The 20,096-nt window shown below is 71.5% G+C and carries 15 protein-coding genes and 1 pseudogene; 14 read left to right on the forward strand and 2 right to left on the reverse strand.

Translation table 11 applies throughout. The annotated features are described in order from the left end of the window. The first annotated feature begins 273 nt into the window (after nt 1–273). The gene (locus ACFVT1_RS09680; protein ID WP_389793853.1) at nt 274–1,101 is read left to right on the forward strand and encodes an MOSC domain-containing protein; all 828 of its coding nucleotides are present in this window, start codon (nt 274–276) and stop codon (nt 1,099–1,101) included. Nucleotides 1,102–1,288: 187 nt separating this feature from the next. Here the strand turns inward: ACFVT1_RS09680 and ACFVT1_RS09685 are convergent, their stop codons facing one another. Then, nucleotides 1,289–2,530: a hypothetical protein gene (locus ACFVT1_RS09685; RefSeq protein WP_389794078.1), complete on the reverse strand. Its 1,242-nt coding sequence runs from the start codon at nt 2,528–2,530 to the stop codon at nt 1,289–1,291. A 327-nt stretch (nt 2,531–2,857) separates the two neighbouring features. Between ACFVT1_RS09685 and ACFVT1_RS09690 the strand changes: the two genes are divergently transcribed. The 13 genes and pseudogenes from ACFVT1_RS09690 (at nt 2,858) to ACFVT1_RS09750 (ending at nt 18,533) form a co-directional block, all read left to right on the forward strand. Beyond that, entirely contained in the window at nt 2,858–3,748 is an 891-nt protein-coding gene (locus tag ACFVT1_RS09690) for a hypothetical protein (protein ID WP_389793855.1), read from the forward strand. A 290-nt stretch (nt 3,749–4,038) separates the two neighbouring features. Continuing rightward, the gene (locus tag ACFVT1_RS09695) at nt 4,039–4,266 is read left to right on the forward strand and encodes a hypothetical protein (RefSeq protein WP_389793857.1); all 228 of its coding nucleotides are present in this window, start codon (nt 4,039–4,041) and stop codon (nt 4,264–4,266) included. A gap of 346 nt (nt 4,267–4,612) precedes the next feature. Next, entirely contained in the window at nt 4,613–5,083 is a 471-nt protein-coding gene (locus ACFVT1_RS09700) for a hypothetical protein (RefSeq protein ID WP_389793859.1), read from the forward strand. Continuing rightward, nucleotides 5,053–6,471 (forward strand): hypothetical protein, encoded by a 1,419-nt coding sequence (locus ACFVT1_RS09705; protein WP_389793861.1) that lies wholly within the window; start codon nt 5,053–5,055, stop codon nt 6,469–6,471. Before ACFVT1_RS09700 ends, ACFVT1_RS09705 begins: the two co-directional genes overlap by 31 nt. Next, nucleotides 6,468–7,853 (forward strand): VWA domain-containing protein, encoded by a 1,386-nt coding sequence (locus ACFVT1_RS09710; RefSeq protein ID WP_389793863.1) that lies wholly within the window; start codon nt 6,468–6,470, stop codon nt 7,851–7,853. The genes ACFVT1_RS09705 and ACFVT1_RS09710 overlap by 4 nt, the downstream gene beginning before the upstream one ends. A gap of 23 nt (nt 7,854–7,876) precedes the next feature. Further along, nucleotides 7,877–8,989: an AAA family ATPase gene (locus ACFVT1_RS09715; RefSeq protein WP_389793865.1), complete on the forward strand. Its 1,113-nt coding sequence runs from the start codon at nt 7,877–7,879 to the stop codon at nt 8,987–8,989. Then, on the forward strand, nt 8,986–11,784 hold the full coding sequence (locus ACFVT1_RS09720) for a hypothetical protein (protein ID WP_389793867.1): 2,799 nt from the start codon (nt 8,986–8,988) through the stop codon (nt 11,782–11,784). Before ACFVT1_RS09715 ends, ACFVT1_RS09720 begins: the two co-directional genes overlap by 4 nt. A gap of 121 nt (nt 11,785–11,905) precedes the next feature. Then, nucleotides 11,906–12,481, forward strand: a pseudogene (locus tag ACFVT1_RS09725) (SDR family oxidoreductase); the annotation flags it as partial. 73 nt (nt 12,482–12,554) lie between these two features. Continuing rightward, on the forward strand, nt 12,555–13,274 hold the full coding sequence (locus tag ACFVT1_RS09730; RefSeq protein ID WP_389793869.1) for an MBL fold metallo-hydrolase: 720 nt from the start codon (nt 12,555–12,557) through the stop codon (nt 13,272–13,274). A 976-nt stretch (nt 13,275–14,250) separates the two neighbouring features. Then, entirely contained in the window at nt 14,251–15,555 is a 1,305-nt protein-coding gene (locus tag ACFVT1_RS09735; RefSeq protein ID WP_389793871.1) for an amidohydrolase, read from the forward strand. 143 nt (nt 15,556–15,698) lie between these two features. Continuing rightward, the gene (locus ACFVT1_RS09740) at nt 15,699–16,412 is read left to right on the forward strand and encodes a GntR family transcriptional regulator (RefSeq protein WP_389793873.1); all 714 of its coding nucleotides are present in this window, start codon (nt 15,699–15,701) and stop codon (nt 16,410–16,412) included. 242 nt (nt 16,413–16,654) lie between these two features. After that, nucleotides 16,655–17,800 (forward strand): PP2C family protein-serine/threonine phosphatase, encoded by a 1,146-nt coding sequence (locus ACFVT1_RS09745; protein ID WP_389794079.1) that lies wholly within the window; start codon nt 16,655–16,657, stop codon nt 17,798–17,800. Between the two features lie 286 nt (nt 17,801–18,086). Then, nucleotides 18,087–18,533, forward strand: coding sequence for a Crp/Fnr family transcriptional regulator (locus ACFVT1_RS09750; RefSeq protein WP_389793875.1), 447 nt, complete (start codon nt 18,087–18,089; stop codon nt 18,531–18,533). 151 nt (nt 18,534–18,684) lie between these two features. Here the strand turns inward: ACFVT1_RS09750 and ACFVT1_RS09755 are convergent, their stop codons facing one another. Beyond that, on the reverse strand, nt 18,685–19,458 hold the full coding sequence (locus ACFVT1_RS09755; protein WP_389793877.1) for a VOC family protein: 774 nt from the start codon (nt 19,456–19,458) through the stop codon (nt 18,685–18,687). Nucleotides 19,459–20,096 lie beyond the last annotated feature (638 nt).

The raw sequence follows: 20,096 nt of genomic DNA on the forward strand, positions 1-20,096 counted from the left end.
GCACCGGATCACTCGCAGCATCCATGGACCTTCTTGCGACGGAGCCGGCGGACAGGGCGACAACTGGTCCGGTGCCGGCGAGGGCGCGGAGTCGACCGGGTGGAGAACCCGCCGTCGAGCGCAGCGGACAACCACCACCACGGCGAGTCGGAGGCGGGGATCCATGTGGTCGGCGGCCACCCCGTGGGCCGCGAGACGAGTAGGTTCGGGGTCACGCCGTATTGCAGGGCTCAGGCGGCTGTCGGCGGCCTGAGAACGAGGGTAGGGGGAAGCGTGGCCAGGATCGCAGCACTGTCGTATTACCCCATCAAGGGGTGCGCCGGCACCTCGGCCGACGTCGCCATGCTGACGCCCGCGGGACTTGCCTACGACCGGAGTTTCATGGTCACCGGTGCGGATGGCGTCTTCCGCAGTCAACGCCGCCATCCGCAACTCGCGCTGATCCGCCCGGAGGTCGGCGCCGGCGGTGCGCGTCTCACCTTGCGCGCACCCGGCCTGGGCCGGCTGGCCATCGACGTCGACACCTCCGGCGCGCGCCGGGACGTGGAACTGTTCGGGGCCCCGTACAAGGGCATCGATCAGGGCGACGAGGCCGCCGGATGGCTGTCGGAATTCCTCGGCTCGCCGGCCCGGCTGATGCGTGTGCCGCCGGAGCACAACCGGGTAACCGACGGCCGGACGCCCGGCACCTCCGGATACGCCGACAGTTGCGCCGTACACATCCTTTCCCGGTCCACTCTGGAGCTGCTCAACGAACGGATGGCCGAACGAGGAGGCGCGCCGCTGTCCATGGACCGATTTCGCCCGAACATCGTCATCGAAGGCTGGGACGAGCCGCACGTCGAGGATCGGGCACGCCACATCATCATGGGCGAGGCGGAGTTGGGCTACGCCAAACTGGCCATCCGCTGCGCCGTCACCATGGTCGATCAGAGCGTTGGCGCCAAGGCGGGCCCCGAGCCGCTCCGCACTCTCGCCGGCTACCGGAGGGCGGCCGAGGGCGGAGTCGCCTTCGGTACGAAGTTCGCCGTGCTCCGGCCGGGAAAACTGTCCGTGGGCGACCAGGTGATCGTCGGTTCCTGGGGCGAGCCGGAGCTGTAGGCCCTACGCCGGGCCGGAGCGTGTCGCAGGCCGGGAACGGCGGTCCTCCCGCCGGGTGCTCCTCGCCGATGGTTCCAGCACGGCCCGGCGGACGGCGACAGGCTCCGGGGCGAACTCGCGGGCGCCGTCGGCCTCCCCGCGCATCAGGGACCGGCTGCCGCCCCGGCGTCGACGAACTGACCTCACGTCATCGCGGAAAGGAACGCTGCCCGTCGGCCTCGGGATGCCGCGCGACAGCCGCGCCGGAGGGCGGCATGGTGTGCAGCAGTTCCAGTCGGCGCTGAACAGCCTCGACCGCCCCGAAGCGCCGGCCAGGAACGTGGCGGCGCAACGAAACCAGGGGCGGGCCCAGTTCCCGGGCCCGAACCTGGTCGCGAAGTTCCAGCCACTGGTGGTGGGCCCGGTCCACGGCACTCTCCACGGCAGGGTCGTCCGGGGTCTGCTGCCGGGCAAGGCGGGCGTCCGCGGAAGCCATCCACAACTCGCAGCTGCGCGCCGGATCACCGGCGAGACGAGCGAGGTCCGCCCGTACCTCCAGCCAGTGGATCGCCTGCGCGGAGCCCGCGCCGTAGGTACGCAGAGTCCACCCCTCCCACATGGCTGCGAGTGACACGGCCTCGCTGTGCCGCCCCGCGTGGGCGGCGGCAAAAATCGCAGGCAGCGGATCCTCCTCGGACACCCCGGTGTTCTCCGCGTTCGGGGCAGGTGCCGTCGGAACCGATGCAGGCTCCTCGTGTGGCCGGCTCGGTGCGGGCACAGTCGGCGCCGCGGGGACGGGGAGGGCTGTGTGGTCGAAGGCCAGGAGCAGCGCGTCGGCGGGGCCGGTCTGGATGACGGCCTGCTCGTGGAGCTGGGCGAGCGGCGGGTTGGCGCCACTGCGCCAGGTGGCGGCAAAGGCCCTCAAGTAGGCCGGTTCCACGATCCGGTGGCGGGGCGGAGGCGGGGTGATCCGGCCGTATACGCGGATCCCGTGGCCGAGGACGAGGCCCTCGGCACGGAGCTGCTGCCAGGCGTCAGGGGCGGCGACCAGGTCGGTGACGACCGTGGTGGTGTCCGGGCGGCGCAGTCTGAGTTCGCCGGCCAGCCAGTGCCAGGGCAATGCGGTGTAGCGCAGGGTGGCCGGCGTGGTCCGGGCGAGCGCGAGGTGGATCAGGCGCTGCTTGTGGTCGAGATGGAGCTGTCCGGTGAGGTAGAGGGTGAGTGGGCCGGATGTGGCGGCCGCGGCGCGGAGGTGGGTGAGGACGGTCTGCGGGTCCGTCGGATCGGCGAGTTCGACGATGGTGGCCGCCGTCGTCCGGGTCAGGATGCTGGGCGGCACCGCCGCGAGCGTGGGCAGGACACTGGTCGCGTCGATGAGGCGGCTCTTGCCGGCCGGCGCTGCCGCGAGCAGCAGCGCGGTCCCGGATGCCGTGTCCTCCCCGTTGATCATCACAACAGCACCGTATCCGCTCCCGGTGGTGAATGGAGCCGTCTGCCGACTCAGGACGGGCCGCCTGCAGTGCGCACGGCGCGGAGGACCGGCGCGGCTCTCCGGGCGGTCGAGCCGTTCGTGGAGTGCGCGGCGCGACTTCATCGCCGCAGGCGGCCGCGCCGACCGCCAGGGGCATCCGCTCTGGCCGAGGTCAGCCGGTCGGGACTTTGCGGGTGCTCTGAACCGTGCCTGGCCGGTTCTGGCGTTCGCCCTGTTCCCGGCAGACGGCTTTGGGCGTTGACTCTCCCCGGAATGCGTGTTCGGATCGCGGGAGAGGGACATCGGATGACCCCTGCACAGCCGAAGGGCCAGGCACTGCCCGCAGTAGGCAACTCCCCGGGTGGGGACGGATCCGCTGCCGGGGGCATGACGCCGTTCGACGAAACGTACGACCAGCCGGACCCACGCGCGTACTTCCGTGCGCTCGGCCCTTGGGAATACCAGACGCCTCACCATGCGCAGAGCGTCTTCCGGCACCTGCTCAGTACATGCGGTCCCTCGAAGGACGCGGCGGGCCCGGCCGCGGTGCTGGACATCTGCTGCTCGTACGGCTTCAACGCCGCGCTGCTCAACCACCATCTCACCTGGAACGACCTGTACGCCCACTACACGTCTGCGCACGCCACCGGTCTCAGCACCACCGAGCTGATCGAGTGGGACAGGGAGTTCTACGCGGCTCACCGGCGCCCGGACGCGGTCCGCGTCGTCGGGCTCGACGCCGCCCCCCGTGCCGTCGCCTACGCGCGCGCCGTGGGCCTGCTGGACGAGGCGTTCGCCGAGAACCTGGAGACCGCACCGGCCGGCCCCGCCCTGCGCGACGCAGTACGCGGTACCCGTCTGATCACCCTCACCGGTGGAGCCAGCTTTCTGTCGCCCCGCACCTTCCAACCCCTCCTCGACAGTGTTCGCGGCCCTGTACAGGTCGCCGCGTTCGTGCTGCGCACCGGCTCCTACCAGGCCATCGCCGACTGCCTGGCAACGTACGGCCTCACCACCGAGAAGTCCGTCGAGCGCACCTACCCGCAGCGCCGCTTCACCGGTGCGCGGGAGCAGCAGTACGCCGTCACCGCGGTCCTGGCCGCCGGTGAGGACCCGCGCGGCAAGGAGAGCGACGGCTACTTCCACACCGCGCTGTACCTGTCACGCCCCGCAGCAGACGCGGTGCGGACTCCGTAGGGGCACGCGCCTGCGGGGCAGCGCAGGGGAGAGCGCCGGCAGGTCGGGGCCGGCAGGTCGGGGCCGGCCGGTCGACGCACCGAGACGCGGCGCCCCGGCCCACGGACACCCCTGCGCGCGCCAGCCCCCTCGGTGATCGTGGCGTACGCCACCACCGGCCACGACGGCCGGTTCCAACTGCCCGGCCTGCCCCACGGCCTCTCCGCGGCAACCAGGCCCGAAGCCCCGCAGGCAGTGCCGGACACCCCCGGTGGGCCAGGCGGCTCCTTGCACCTCAGTCTGGACAGCGCATGGTCATGAACGAGCCGCGGCGAGCTGTGCCCGGAGCCTCGGCCCCGCCCTCGGGCCGCGACGAGACCGCGGCCCGGCTGCGGACGGCGGTCTTACGTCTGGCCCATGGGCTGCGCGCACCGGCGGAGCGGCACGACCTGACGCCAAGTCGCCTGACCGCGCTGGGCGTTCTGTCCGCGCACAGCCCCCTGCGGGTCGGTGACCTGGCGCGTTCCCGCCTCGGGTGACCTTCCCCGGGGCCGGCGGCCCCAGCCGTTCCCTGCGGCACCGGGGCACCACCGCCTCCGCGAGCCGGTCGCGGGACAGCTCCACCCCGCGCGCTCCGCCGAGTGCCACGCGGCGAACTGGGCCGGTCCACCTCTCCGTGCACTCGCGGAACCCGAACCCGCCCCGCCACAACGGCCGTGCGGCCGTGCGAGACGCCGCCTCGCGGGGCGCCGCCGTACGTCTGCGGTCGGCGTTGTCAGTGGTCGCAAGTATGTTCAGTCGTGTCCCGCCGCTGTGGCGCGGAAGCCCCCTTGGTGCATTGGAGATGGTGCGTTGTCTGACTGGGAGAGGTCGAGCACAGTGCAGGTGATTGCACCCGCACGGCCGCGCAAGCTCGCCAAGGTGCCGTTCGTCGAGCTTGCCGACGGACGCCTCCAGGGCGTGGTGTCCAGCGGCTCGGACATCGAGCGGGTCTATGTCTCGTCGGTCGCCGCGGGCACCTACGCGTTTGCCTGCAGCACCAACAACAACCGGCCCTGCGGCGGCGCTCGGGGCTCGTTCTGCAATCACATCCGTGCTCTGATCAACGAAGCGGTGCTGCAGTACGGCGCCGAGCGCGTCGCCCGCTACCTGAGGGTCGAGCGCGTGGACGAGGCGCCGAGCGCGCAGTCCCTCGCCGCCGGCATGAGCAGCGCACGGCCGCAACAGGGGGACGCCAAGGCTGCCGCGCCTGTCTTCAGCCGGTTCCTGCGCCACCTGGCCTACCTGGAACTCGCCCCGACCACGGCGCCGTTGCCGGAGATGCAGTGGTTCCCGCCGACCCGGGCGGTGGCGTGATGCGCGCCGATCTGCTGGCCGAGACCGTCGACGGACTCGATGAGGCCCTGGCGGCCGTCGACGCCTTCGACCGGGCTCTCGTCACCGGTCTGCTCCGCCCCCAGCCCGCCCAGACCGCCGGCCTGACGGCGCTCGCGCACGCAGTCGCGGGTACGCCGCTGGCCACCAGGGTCGCCGAGGCGGCCGGGAAGGCGGCGGCCGGAGCCGCGAGCGAGGACCACTTGGCCGTCCTCGCCGCCGCCCGCACCGCACTGCTCGGATCCGTCCACGACGCGCTGACGACCCGCATCGAGGCGGCGATCGGGCGGCCCCGCAGCGAGGAGGCCCTCCCGGCGCCCGGCGGGCCGCAAGCGGGGAACCTGCTCGTCGCCGCCCGCTCCTGGCTGTCCGATCTGGCGCGCTCCGGGTGGCAGGGCATCGATCACGACGTGGTCTCGGGGGCGGCGCACGTCGTCTCCGCGATGCTTCCGGACCCGGCCCTCCGCCGCCTCGCGACGCTCCTCGACGGCTTCGCCGCCGAACTCGCCGCGTCCTGCCCGGGTACAGCCCTGGAGCGTGTCCCGGCACGCCGCTGGGCCGATCTGTGGTCGCGCGCGATGCTGCTGACGTTGCCCGGTGCGGCCGACGTGCCCGTGACCGGTACCGCCACCGGCCGGCTCCTGCCTCTCGGTGTCGACGTGCAGGAACACGCGACCGCCGTACAGGCCCAGGTGCACGCGGTGTTCGAGCCCGCGGACGGCGCCGCGCCCCGCCTGGTGCGTGCCAGTGTGTCGGGGCCGAAGCCCGACACGGTCGTCGGAGTCGGCCTCTGGCAGCTGCTCCGCCCGCACATGTCGCTCCTGGCAGCCGCCGGCGAAGGCCGGTCGATGGACCTCGCGGGCATGCCCGTCACCGCCGAGGGCGACCTGGTCTGGAGCAATGAGCACGCTCGCCCGAGCGGGCCCGCCGACGCCTTCGCCACCGCCCGCGTCGCCCTGCCCACCGCCACCGACGCGTCGACCGCGCCCTTGGACCGGCACCCTGCACGCATCGCCGTACCGGTGTTCCTGGAGGGCTACACCGCCCATGAGGACGGCGGCGCACTCACGTTCACCGTCGCCGGGCACCCCTTGGTCGTCGACACCGACCGCATTCCGACCGCCGGTCCGCTCACTCCCGAGGCCGTCGCCGCGTCGAGCGCGTGCATCGGGCTGCTCCGCTGGGACGCCGGGACGTACCGCGTCCAGCCTCTGGCCGTCGAGACGACCGTGCGGAAGAAGGCTGTCGCGATCCACGCCGGAGGATGGATCGGGGGCACGACCGACAAGGCCGGGCTCAAGGCCGAGAAGACCGCCACCGACGCCGTGGCCGTGCTGCGGGAGCGCGCCGGAAGGTTGCTGCGGAAATGACGGAGCACACGACGGGACAACCGGCCGAGTACGCGGGCCGGTCGGACTTCGGGGTGGACCCCCACGACAACCGCCGTCAGGTCCTGTACTGGCGGCTCCTCGCCCGGCTCTTCGACCACGAGGAGCAGGCCGCACTGGAATCGGCGAGCCTCGCCGTCGTCGAGGACATCGGTCTGCCGTCCGCGCTGCTGGACCCGCAGGCATCCGTCGACTCGGTCGTGCAACGCCACCCGGACCTGGCCGCCGAGTTCGACGGTCTGATGGCACCCGATGCCGACCCCGCCGACGGGGCACGTGACCGGGCAGCCGAGGTGCGGCGCGCGGCGCTGGTGTCGAAGGTGCTGCTCAACGTCTTCGCCACCGGATCCGGCGCGGTCGACGCCGGACAGCTGGCGCGCTGGCAGTCCGACGCGGGCTGGCTGGAGCGCGCGCTCGGCTGCGCACCGGGTGAACTGCGCGGCACGACGCCCGCCCCCGGCCGGCTGATTCCGCCGATCGGCCCGGAACTCGGCGCCATCGAGGCGGACCTCGTCCAACGGATGCACTTGCGCGAAGTGCTCGCCGACCCCGCGCTCGCCGCGCAGCTGATCCCGAGCATGTCGCTGATCGAGCAGCTGCTGCGGGACAAGAACAACCTCTCCGGCGTGGCCCTGGCCAACGCCAAGGCCCTGATCCGCCGTTTCGTCGACGAGGTCGCCGAAGTGCTGCGCACCCAGGTGGCGAAAGCCACGGCGGGCGCCCTGGACCGCTCCGTCCCGCCCAAGCGGGTGTTCCGCAACCTCGACCTCGACCGCACCATCTGGAAGAACCTCACCAACTGGAGCCCGGAGGAGGAACGGCTGTATGTCGACCGCCTCTACTACCGGCACACCGCCCGCAGGACGACGCCCCAGCGGTTGATCGTCGTCGTGGACCAGTCGGGCTCGATGGTCGACTCGATGGTGAACTGCACCATCCTGGCGTCGATCTTCGCGGGGCTGCCGAAGGTGGACGTGCACCTCATCGCGTACGACACGCGTGCCATCGACCTGACCCCCTGGGTGAACGACCCGTTCGAGGCCCTGCTGCGCACCAACCTCGGTGGCGGCAACGACGGTCCCGTCGCGATGGCCATGGCCCGCCCGAAGATCACCGACCCCAAAGACACCGTGATGGTGTGGATCTCCGACTTCTACGAATTCGACCGTTCCCAGCCGCTGTTCGAGGGCATCGAGGCCGTCCGGCGGTCCGGGGTGAAGTTCATCCCCGTCGGTTCGGTCACCAGCTCCGGGCGCCAGGAGGTCAACCCCTGGTTCCGTGAACGCTTCAAGGCCCTCGGCACGCCGGTGATCTCCGGCCACATCCGCAAACTCGTCCACGAACTCAAGACGTTCCTCACCTGAGACCTACCTGGAAAGGCCCTGTTGTGTCCGATCTGCTGCGAGCCCCTGCCGAGATCAAGTACGCGGAGGAACTGGACTGGCTGGAGTCCATCGACGACAACCCCAAGCCCTTTTCCTGGCGCCTGTCCCCGAAGATGGTGCGCCTGTTCGTCCTGGGCTCCGAGCGCTCCGACGGCCTGGACCGCGAGATTTCCCAGAAGTGGTTCGGCGACCGCAGTTTCGTCGAGCGCTCCATCGTCACCCTGGCCTCCGACCGCGGCCTGCTGCTCATAGGCGACCCCGGCACCGGCAAGAGCTGGCTGGCCGAGCTGCTGTCCGCAGCGATCTCCCGCAACTCCACGCTGGTCGTCCAGGGCACGGCCGGCACCACCGAGGACCACATCAAGTACTCCTGGAACGTGTCCATGGTCATCGCCAAGGGCCAGTCGCGGGAGTCGATGATCCCCTCACCGATCATGACCGCGATGGAGACCGGCGCGATCGGCCGTTTCGAGGAGCTCACCCGCTCCACCAGCGATGTCCAGGACGCGCTGATCTCGATCCTGTCCGAAAAATACATCTCGGTTCCCGAACTGGACAGCGACAGCATCGTCTTCGCCAGGCCCGGCTTCTCGATCATCGCCACCGCCAACAGCCGCGACCGAGGAGTGAACGACCTGTCCTCGGCGCTCAAGCGCCGCTTCAACTTCGTCCGCATCCCGGTGATGACGAACAAGAAGAGCGAGACGGAGATCGTCCGCTTCCGTACGGAGGAGCTGCTGCGCCGCCACCAGCTGGAGCTGGACGTGCCGCCGACCCTGCTCGACGTGCTGCTGCAGAGCTTCGCCGACCTGCGCGCCTCGGCGGCGGCGGCCGGCAGCGACGACGAGAAGCTGGAGTCCGCGCTGTCCACCGCCGAGCAGATCGGCGTACTCGAGGACGCGATCCTGCACAGCAACTTCTTCGGCGAGCGCGCCCTGACCGCCCGCACGCTGGCCTCCTCCCTCGTCGGGTCCCTGGCCCGGCGCGACCCTGAGGACCTGGCCATCCTCAACAAGTATCTGCACGGCGTCGTCGAACCGCGCAGCAAGGAAGAGGGCGGATCCTGGCCGGAGTTCCTGGAGGGCGGCCGCGACGCGATCGCCACCCTGTCATGAGTGACACGCACGAGGAGACGTTCGATCCACTGCGCGGGCAGTTGCAGGAGGCCGCCGCGGCGTTCGCCGACGGACCCGACGCCCTGGAGGGCATCCTCCTCGGGATCGTCGACGACGTCGACCGCGCGGTGCGCGAGCCACTGGAGATCTTCCCCGTCTGCCACCACTCTCCCGCCTCGGCCATCGCGATGGCACGCCGCCTGCGCCAGAAGCAGCCGAAGGTCGTGTACCTGGAGCTGTGCGAGGACATGGCGCCGCTGCTGACCGAACTGCGCAACTGCAAGCTCCCGGTCGCCCTCCAGGCGTTCGCGACCGACGTCGACGGCTTCCCGGCCGAGTGGTCCCCGCTCTCGGTCGTGGCACCGATCACCGAGGCCTCCGCCGAGTACCAGGCGATCGCCTACGCACTGGACACCCCGGGCGTCGAACTGGTCCTCGTCGACCGCTCCTCGGACCACGTCTTCCAGTGGGACGCGCGCGGAACGCAGTCCGCCGACCCCGCCGATCCGGACACGCCGCCCGCCGAGGAGGAGGACGCGTTGCACGGCGACGCGGTCGGCGTGGAGATCGGCGACGTACGCCCCCGCTTCGCGGAACTGGAGGAACACCTGCTGCGCCACGGCCGGGTGCGGCACTGGTCGGAGTGGTGGCACCAGTACGTCGAACTCCCGCTCGGCGACAGCGACCACGACACCTACCGCCAGGTCATGTTCCTGATAGGAAGCCTCTTCCGGCGCCTGGCCCCCGGAGCCCCCCGCCGGGTGCGCGTGGACGAGGACCGCGAACGCCACATGTGGACCAGGATGCGCCGGCACCTGGCCGCGACCGGCACCGATCCCGCGGACTGCCTCTACGTGTGCGGCGCCTTCCACGCGGCCAGCCGCGTTGCGGAGTTCGGCGTCCACGGCACCGACACCTTCGAGATCGGCCCACGCACTGCCACCAAGTGGCTGCACGGCCTCATTCCGTCCAGCCACGCGGCGATCGAAGCGCAATTCGACCTGGCCGCCGGCTCGGTGTCGATCGCCGCGACGGTCTGGGCGAAGAACGTCAGGCGCACCCGCGTGGAGCCGTACCGTCTGGCGGGACAGGCGGGCGCGAAGAAGTCGAGGGCCAAGAAGACCGCGGCGGCCCTGCCCGCGCCGGCGGTCCCGCCCTCGGACAAGCTGACCGGCTTCCTGCGGCAACCGCCCGTCCTGGACCGGCTGGACGAGGCCGAGCTGCTCGGCTGGTCGGTGGAGATCGTGCGCGCCGCGCGCCGCAGCGGCTACCTCGCGTCCACCGCCGACGCCATCGCGGTCTTCGAGACGTCGATCCTGCTGGCCGGGATGCGCGACCGGGCCAGGCCCACGCCGTACGACTTCCAGGACGCGGCCGTCACCTGCATCGAGAAGGACAGCGTGCCCGGTCGGCGCGACGTGCGCCGCCTCGTCGAGACCCTGATGGGCGGCGACCGGGTCGGACAGGTCGGTTACGACGCGCTGCCGCCCCTGGCCCGCGACGTGCACGACCGGCTCGCGCCGCTGAATCTGAAGCTCCAGCAGCGTGGCGTGCAACGGGCCCTGCTCGACATCGCCTCCCAGCCGGAACTGGAGCGGTGCTCCGACGTGCTGTGGATGCTGCGCCACCTGATGCCGCGGGGCGCCGCACGGCCGATCATGGGCGAGCGGCGACTGGGTGAGCGGCCGATCCAGGAGTCGTGGGACCTGGCGCTGGGCACACACGAGCGCGCGCTCATCGAACTCGGCTACGAGGGTGTCAGCGTCGAGCAGGTCCTGGAGCAGCGTCTGCGCCGCACGGCGTACGGTCCGCACGCCACCACGGCGACCGTCCTGGAAGCCGTCGAGGACGCGACGTCGTACCTGCGCAGCCGCCGCCTCGCCGACGAACTGGGCAGCCGCGCCCTGGAGGTGCTGTCGGCCGAACGCAGCGTCGACGGCGCACCGGAGGTGCTGCGCCGGGTGCGGCGGCTGCTGGCGTACTACCGCACCAGCGAGCCGGTGCTGCCGCCGTGGATCGAGTCCTTCGTCAAGACCGGTTACGCCCACTACTGCACCCTGCTGCCGACGGCGTTCACCGACAGCGACGCCACGGTCCGCCAGGTGGCGGCGATGCTGGGCTTCCTCTTCAGTATGGAGAGCCTGGCGCTGTCGCTGGGCTGCGACCGTACCCAACTGGAGCTGGCCCTCGCCCAGTCGCATCCCGAGGACCCGTCGAAGACGGCGCTGCTGTGGGCGGCTCAGGTGCAGCTCGGGGACCTCTCCCGGGCGGACCTGCGGGCGAAGTGCGACGAACTGCTGGGCAACCCGTTGGTGCTGCCCGCCTATCCGCGCTACCTCAGCGGCTTCGTACACGCCCTGGAACCCGTCCCGGGCCTCACCGACTTCGTCGTGGAGGCGGTGTCGAACGCCTTCGGACGGCTGCCGGACCCGGTTCTCCTTCCGTGGCTGCCGACCCTGATCACCACCCTGCGATCGGGCGGGGCGGAGCTGGCGCCGCTGCTGATCCGTGAGTCCGGGCGGATCTTCCCCGGCCGGCTCCCGGCGCTGGACGGGTGGGTGCCGCCGTGGCGGGCTCAGCCGGAACCGGAAACCGCGCATCCGGCGCGGCGCACGGACGGCAGTCGCGGTTGCACGCTGCTCGCCGCCCACCCCGTGGCGTGCGACGCGGTGGCGGGCCTGCTGGGTTGTGACGACACGTGGGAGGCGGCGGATCCTGTGTCGCCGGGCGCGGCACTGGCGGGCCGGTTCCCGGATACGGCGGTGGCTCTGGGGGTGCTGCTGGCCGGCGCGTGACTTCGGCGGGGCGCAAGCCCACGCGGCGGATCCGCCGTCACGTCGACCCGGTCGGCCTGAACTCAGGAGTTCGGGCCGCGCCGGGTAGCTCCGGACACACCGGGCAGCGGTGTCACGGCACATGGCGGCGGTGCCGAACGGCGTCCGCCACGTGGCGGCCGACCTGGCCAAGCCAGTCAGCCTCAAGCCCGCGCTGGCCGGGGCGAAGGCGTTGTTCCCGCTGCTGTCCGGCGACCTGCACGCCGCTGGAGCCGGCCCTGCCGGCATCATCGGCGAAGCTGCGGTCAGCGGGGTCCGCCGGGTCGTCCTGCTCTCCACGCCGGACGTGGTGACCAGGCCCTTCGGCCCCACGCGGATCGCGATGCGCGCGCTGGAGGACATGCTGCGGGAGTCCGGCCCGGTGTGGGCCATCCTGCGGCCGGGCGGCTTCGCCTCCCACGCTCTGTGGCGGGCCGAGTCCGTCCGCGCGCAACAGGTCGTCGCCGCACCCTTCGGCGACGTCGGGGTGCCGATCACCGACCCGGCGGACATGGCCGCGGTCGCGGCGGCCTGCCTGCCTGCCTGCCTGCCTGCCTGCCTGCTGGACGACCGGCACACCGGCGGCGTCTACGAGCTGACCGGCCCGGAGGTGATCACTCCGTGCCGGCCGGCGGAGGCCTTGGGGCCCCCGCCGGCATCGGCGTTCGCCGGCCCCGTCGTTCACGCTGCGCATAATCCGCCCGCAGCGCAAAGCGGCCGGCCGCTTCTCGGCCGACCGTTAGCGTCGCACCATGGAACTCATTCGGATCACCGCCGACATCTGGCAGCTGCCCTTCCCGCTCGGGCACGTCCACCTCGTGCGTCTGCCGGACGGTTTCGCCCTGATCGACACCGGCATGCCGGGGTCCGCTCCGGCGATTCTGGACGCCCTGGATCAGCTCGGCGGCCGCCCGCAAGACGTGCGGCAGATCGTTCTGACCCACTCGCACGTCGACCATGCGGGCTCGGCTGCAGATCTCGTCGCGGCCACCGGCGCCCAGGTCCTGGCCGGTGCGCTGGACGCTCCGTTCATCCGCGGCACCGCACCCGAGCCCGAGCCCCGGCACACCGCCTCGGAGCGCGCCCTTCATGAGCAGATCGCGGCTGGATTCGGGGACGCCGGCATGCCTCCGGTGAAGCGTGTGCCGGTGGACACGGAGCTGCGCGACGGCGACACCCTCGACGGCTGGGCCGAGCCCGTCCGCGTCCTGCATGTTCCGGGCCACACCCCGGGAAGCATCGCCCTCCATCTCCCCTCCAGCGGCGTGTTGTTCCCGGGTGACCTGGTCGCCACCGCGGAGGGCCGGGCGATCCTCGGTCCGTTCAACGTGGACAGGGAGCAGGCCATCGCCTCCTTCCGTCGGTTGGCCGCGCTGGAGGTGGAGACCGTGTGCGTGCCCCACGGCGAGCCATTGACGGAGAATGCGGGCGCGGTGCTCCGGGCAGCCACTCCGGAGAGCGACTGGCCGTGAGGCGAGGATCAATGTGCTGATGCCGGATCAGCCCCTTCCGAACCAGTCCCTTCCGCTGCCGAAGCCGGGGCGATGAGTCACGGTCCACGCCGTACGACGCCCCGTTCGGCAGCATTCGTCTCGGCCGTGGCAGCCACGCGCTTCCCGAGATGAGTGAGCGCCGCGGCAAGAGCGGCAGCCCCATGGCGCAGCCGCGCTCGACGCGCTCGACGCGCTCAAACAGAGGCCATGCCAGATCCTTCTCCAGTCGGTTGATCCGGATCACCGACGCGGGCTGACCGGTCCGCACCCGCACAGCGCCTCTGGCCCGCCCTGCACCAGCGCAACAGCCGCCACGGTGCTGCCGCCACCGCCTGCTCATCGGCCGACACCACTCCCCCACCCTCGGATCCCCTGGGCTCGGATCCCCCTGCCCTTGGGGGGCATGCCTCGACGGCCTCGGCCAACCGCTCCCGTTCGACCGCCTCAACCCCTTCGCGATATTTGTATACCAAGAGATGCGAGGGGAATGTAAAATCGAAACATCTACCCCCATACAGCCCGTGTCGATACGGGGGCCTTGCCTCGGCTTCTCATTTTGGTATACAAACTGGAACCGGTTGTGCTTCAAACGGCGAGGAGCCCCTCATGCGTGTCGAATCCGCCCCGCCGCAGCCCTGTCGGCGGAACCGTCCGCAGCGGCGGCACACGGAAGGGCTCCGGCTCCAGCGGGCGGTGGGCCGCCTCGTGCGCGGCTTCGCGGGAGACCTGATCACGTGGACGGCGCCCCGCTCACCGATGTGTCCGTACTGAAGCCGCCGCTGTACAGAATGCGCGCGGGCCTGACGCACCAGCCGTACTCCTGCCTCTGCCCCCCGCTTCTGCCCGCGCGTCGCTTCCGAGGCCGAAGACCTTGCACCCCTGCGGTAACGGGCCGCCGCCTACGGCTCGTTACCGCATCTGCCCCTGCTGCCTCTCCCCAGCCGAAGGAGTCCCCATGACGTCCCCTTCCTCTCCGGTGCCCCACCGTGTCGTCCTCGCCGACGCCGCCTTCGCGGCGGGCACCGGCTCCGCCGTGTCCGCCGGAACGCCGTCGGCCCTGGCCGATGCCCAGAACGGGCCGCGCGACGTGGTCGTCTTCCGTGATGTGCGGCCCCTGGGCGCGGCGGACCCGGTGGAGCTCACCGTCGTCGACGGCCGCATCACACGCGACCCGGCTCCCGCGGACGCGAAGGTGATCGACGGCGGCGGCCGCATCGCCCTCCCCGCACCGGTCGACGCGCACATCCACCCCGACAAGACGACGTGGGGCGGCTCATGGGTCTCCCGCGAACCGGCGAACGGCATCGCCGGCCTCGCCGCCCAGGACGTCGAGCTGTTCCGTGGTCAGCGTCGGCCGGTGGCCGAGCGGGCGTACGGACTCATGGCGCACGCCGTGACCCGCGGGACGCGGGCGATGCGCGCCCACGCCGACGTCGCCCCGGCCTACGGCTTGGCCTGCGTGGAGGGGATCGGAGAGGCGAGCGAACGGCTCGAGCACGCGCTCGACGTGCAGATCGTGGCCTTTCCACAGCACGGCGTCGTTCGCGCCCCGGGGACGGCGGAGCTGCTTGAGGAGGCGGCCCGCAGCGGGATCGTGGACATGATCGGCGGGATCGACCCGATCAGCTTCGACCACGCCTTGGACGAGCAGCTGGACCTGGTCTTCGACCTTGCGGACCGATACGGCGTCGGCCTGGACATCCATCTGCACGACAGGGGCGAGTCCGGTCTGACGGTGCTGCGCGCCCTCATCGACCGCACTCGGGCACTGTCCCTGCAGGGCAAGGTGACCGTCAGCCACGTCTTCTGCCTGCCCGGTCTCTCCGACACCGAACTGGCCGAGGTGGCCGAGGACCTGAGCGACCTGGACATCGCACTGACCACCGTGGCGCCCAGCAGGTCGCTCGTCCTGCCGATCGCGAAACTGCGGGAGCACGGGGTGCGGGTCGGGCTCGGCTCGGACGGGGTGCGCGATTCCTGGAGCCCCTTCGGCAACGCGGACATGCTCCACCGGGCCCACCTGCTCGGCTGGATCACCGGCGCGCGCCTCGACGAGGAGCTGGCAGCCTGCTACGAAACCGGCGCGCACGGTGGCGCCGACGTCATGCGGCTGCCCCGCGCCGACCTCTCCCCCGGCTCCCCGGCCGACTTCGTCCTGCTGCGCGCCGAGTGCCTGCCGCAGGTCGTGGTGGACATGCCCGCGCGCGACATGGTGGTGCATGGCGGCCGAGTGGTGGCGCGCGACGGCGAGCTGATCTGACAGCCCCTCCGGCCCTCGCACCCCGGCGGCGCCCCGTCACCTCACCCCACGCATAGGGTGACGGGATGCCCGGTGGCCCACGAGACCCCGATGACTCGCGAGTTCCGGGACAGGTCAGCAAGGGCCCAGGAAGGACGGCACACGTGACGGCAAGCACCGGCTGGAAGGGAGACGGAGGGCAGCCGTCGGCTCCGGCACCGCGCACACCACTGAGCGAGCTCGCGCGCCGGGCCATCAGAGAACGCATCGTCGACGGCAGCTACGCCCAGGGCACCCGCGTGGTGGAACGCGAGATCGCCCAGGACCTCCGGATGTCGCGGGTACCGGTGCGAGAGGCCCTGCGGGCGCTGGTGGAGGAGGGCCTGCTGGACCTGCTGCCGCACAGCGGCGTGCGGGTACGCCGACTGGAGCGCGCCGATGTGGAGCATCTGTACGACGTGTGGGAACCACTGGCCATCCAGGCGTCACGCCTCGCGGCCCGCCGTGTGGCCCTCGCGGCCCCGGAGGAGGCCACCGCCGTTCTCGGGGACCTGCGGGACGTACTGGACCGGGCCGAGGCCGCAGCCGCCGCGGGGGAACGGACGGCGGAGAACGACGCCGGCACCGCCTTCCACGACCAGATCGTGGCCCTGGCGGACAACCCGTTGCTGGCCCAGCTCATGCAGCGGCTGAACGGACAACTGCGGCTGCTGTTCGGCCTGAACACGGAACCCGCCCCCATGCGCGCACAACACAGCGAAATGTACGAACGCATCGCGGCGGGAGACGCCGACGCCGCCGGGGCGATCACCCTCCTGCACGTTCGCAAGAGCCGGGAACTCGCGCTGCGGGCAGTGACCGCGCCAACCACCCGCTGAACGGCCCGCACGCGCGACCTCGTGGACCTCGTGTAGCGACAGACCGGACAGGAACTGCCATGCGCACGACACTCCCCCCAGAAGGCTGAGATCGCGTAGACGCCCGGCGACCGACGACCGGCGGCCGCAAGCACGTCGAACGCGACCTCCCTCTACGGTGGGCGTTCCCCGGGGCCGACTCGTGCGTCGCCCGGGGACGGTGCACTGTGGAAGACGTGGGCCTCAGTGAGCGGTTTACGGGTCTGCGGGAGCCATTGCGGCCGAGCCATGCCCTGCTGGTGATTCCCCTTGCGCTCATCGTCGTGATCACAACGGTGGACATCCTGGCACCGGAAGACATCCGCCTGGGGCCTCTTCTGGTCATCGCGCCCGCGATCACCGCCTCATTCGCCGGCCCTCTGTCGACCGGAGTCATCGGGCTTCTGGCCGTGGCGACCCAGGCGTACATCGGCCTGTACTTCGGTGTGCTGTCCTCCCGCAACACACTGGTACAGATCGTCGCCATCGGTGTGCTCTCGGTCCTGACCGCGTTCTTCGCCCTGATACGCGAGCGGCGCGGACGGCAGCTCGCCCGGGTGCGGTCGGTGGCCGAAGCGGCGCAACACGTCCTGCTGTGGCCGCTGCCGGACCGTATCGGCCCACTGCGCGTGGCCTCCTTGTACCTGGCCGCCGAGGACGAGGCCCTGATCGGGGGCGACCTCTACGCGGCCACCCGTGTCGAAGGCGGAACCCGGGTGCTGATCGGTGACGTGAGAGGCAAGGGCCTCGCCGCCATCGGAGAGGCCGCCCTTCTGCTCGGCGCCTTCCGCGAGGCCGCCCACCAGCACACCGGCCTGCCCGCACTCGCCGCGGCCCTCCAGAAGAGCGTCCGCCGCTACGAGGACGACTTCGAGTCGGAGGACGCGACCGGGGAGTGCTTCGTCACCGCGCTGCTCCTGGAGATCCCGGACGAGGACCAGGTCATCCGCATGACCAGCTGCGGGCACCCCCCTCCCCTGCTGCTCACCCCAGGGCGTTCCGTGAGCGTGCCGAATCTGCACCCCGCGCCACCGCTGGGGATCAGCGGCACCGGGCCCGCGTCCCACAGCCTGGACGTGTCCGTCTTCGAGGACGGCGACACCCTGCTCCTCTATACCGACGGCGTCATCGAGGCGCGCGACCGCAAGGGAGACTTCTACCCGTTCGCGGAGCGGGCCGAGCGGTGGACCGAGAGTTCTCCCGAGGCACTCCTGCACCACCTGCGACGGGACCTCCTCGCCCACGCCGGCGGACGGCTCGGCGACGACGCCGCGGTCATAGCGATCCAGCGCGACCCCACCGCGCGTCCGGGACACCATCGCGGGAAGACCAACCGGGCGCCCGGGAACTCGTCCGGAGACCGCCTTTGACCTCGGCCGTGGTTCGGTTCTCACCGTGGCGGCCGAGCGGCACCGGTGGCGGCCTGCCCTCGACGGGCTGGAACGCCGCGACCTGAGAAAGGCTTCGACCACCTCTGCCGGGGAACAACACCTCTACGAGAGGTCGGCAGAACCTCGTGACCGCGCGGGCCGACGTGCTCGGGCCGTGTCCGTCGCGCGCCGCGTCCCGCGGGATCCTGCGACGCCATGCTGGGCACGCCGTACGACGGCAGGAGGTTCCGCCCTCCGCAGAGCCGCTCCTCGGAGGAGTTCTCCGATGACCACCACATTCAAGGTGACGTCGCTGACGCCCACCCACCGCGACCATCTCCTGAGTCTTGCCGACAACGTATGGTTCCCCGCCGCGCACCGGCTCTTCGAGGAACACACGGCTGCCGACCGTTTCTGGATCATGAAGACGGGCACGGTGACCCTCGACTCGCAGCTTCCGCGCCGGCGTCGCGCGGAGATCGAGTCGCTGGGGCCGGGCGAGCTGGTCGGACTGTCCTGGCTCTTCCCGCCGTTCGAGTGGGAGCTCGGAGCCGAGACCGTGAGCCCCGTCCGTGCCTTCCAGTTCGACGCGCCGCAGGTCCGCGCGCTCTGCCGGTCGGACCCCGCGTTCGGATTCGCGATCAGCCAATGGGTCGGCCTGGTGCTCACCCAGCGGCTGCACGCGACGCGGGGCCGGCTGCTCGATCTCTACGAATCCGCCGCCCGCATCTGACGTCTCGACGTGCTGCCCGTGGACGGCACGTCTCGATGTGCTGCCTGTGGGCAGCGGGGCGCCGAAGGTGCGTGCGATGTCGCACCACCGTCGAAATCCGGACCGGCCGACCGCCGTCAAGACCCGGCCGGGAGTCGTGTGCCCCGCCCTGTCAGGCGTCGGACACGGTGAAGAGGCTGCCGTCGGGGTCACGGATGATGAAAGCGCCCTTCGCCTCATCGGCGAGTGAGGGGACCGCCGAGGATTCGCCTCCGGCGGCGACGGCGGCCGCCGCGGCCTTTTCGCTGTCCCTGACGTGGAAGTCGACGATCCAGCGCGGACGGATCTTCGGATCCGGGGCGGTCTCGATGCCACCGCCGCGCAGGGTGGCGACAGTGTGCCCGGCGAGCTGGATGACGACGTGGTCCTGTGCGTAGTCGACCATGCAGCCGCCGGGAGGCTGGGCCCAGTCGAAGACCTCGGCATAGAAGATGGCGGCCTCGAACGCGTGGCGGGTCTGCAGGTCCAGCCGGGCGGGAGCGCTGCCCCGTCCCACCGACCAGGCCAGGGCCGGCCCCTCCCAGAAACCGAACATCGCCCCGTCGCGGTCGGCGGCGATCCCGGCGCGCCCCGCACCGAGCTTCAACGGGCCGATCGCGAGCGTGGCGCCGCGCTCCCTGACCCGGGCGGCCGTCTCGTCGGCGTCACGGACAGCGAAGTACGGGGTCCAGACGGCAGGAGGGCCGCCGGGTGAGCAGGATCCGATTCCGGCGACCGGTTCGCCGTACGCCATGGCCACCGAGAAGTTGCTCCCGAGGCTGCTGTCCCGGAATTCCCAGTCCATGACCGCGGTGTAGAAGGACTGCGCCGCGTGCAGATCGTGTGCGATCAGGTTCACCCAGCAGGGCGCCCCGGCCACCGGCATGATCCGTTCGAAGGACGGCATTCGATGCTCCTTCCGGTGGACCGGTCGTCGACATGAGGGGCGGGGGCCCGACCGGGTTTCAGGCTTTGGTGGTGCGGCCGCTCAGCAGGCCGCGTACCCGGTCCGCCAGCCCGGCGTTCTCCTCGTGGCCCCTCGCCGGGTGCCGCCCGCGCCGTCGCGAAGGTGTCGGCGCACCACCGGGTGCACGCGCGTCCCCTCGCCCACCGAGTGACGCACGGCACGCACCCTGCACCCGCGGCCGCCGGTTCTCCGCTCCTTCCCGTAAACGGAGCCGGCCCTTCGGCGCTCGTTGGGTGAGCACATGCGCAGGACGACCGGCGGGTCGGCCTCATGCCGTCAGCGTGTACCCGGCGGGATTCCACCGCACGCCAGAGCCGCTCCGTCCACGCCCGATCCCGCAATTGCCGGGAACGTCGTCCCTCACGCGGCGGGCCCGCACGCGGGCTCCGCCGGCTGCGGCGAACGCGGACAGTGGTCCCAGGAGCCCCCGTGCACCGGTGACGCACCGGGTCGCCTCGAAGCCGGCGGCCGCGGCCACGGGAACCCGTACCTCCCAGCGCCCGTGAACCGCTCGGCATCTTCGGTGCCGAGACCTCGCCGTCGTCGGCGCACGAAGCACCGACGACACCGCCTTCCTC

The sequence above is a fragment of the Streptomyces sp. NPDC057963 genome (assembly GCF_042887155.1).
GTDB lineage: Bacteria > Actinomycetota > Actinomycetes > Streptomycetales > Streptomycetaceae > Streptomyces.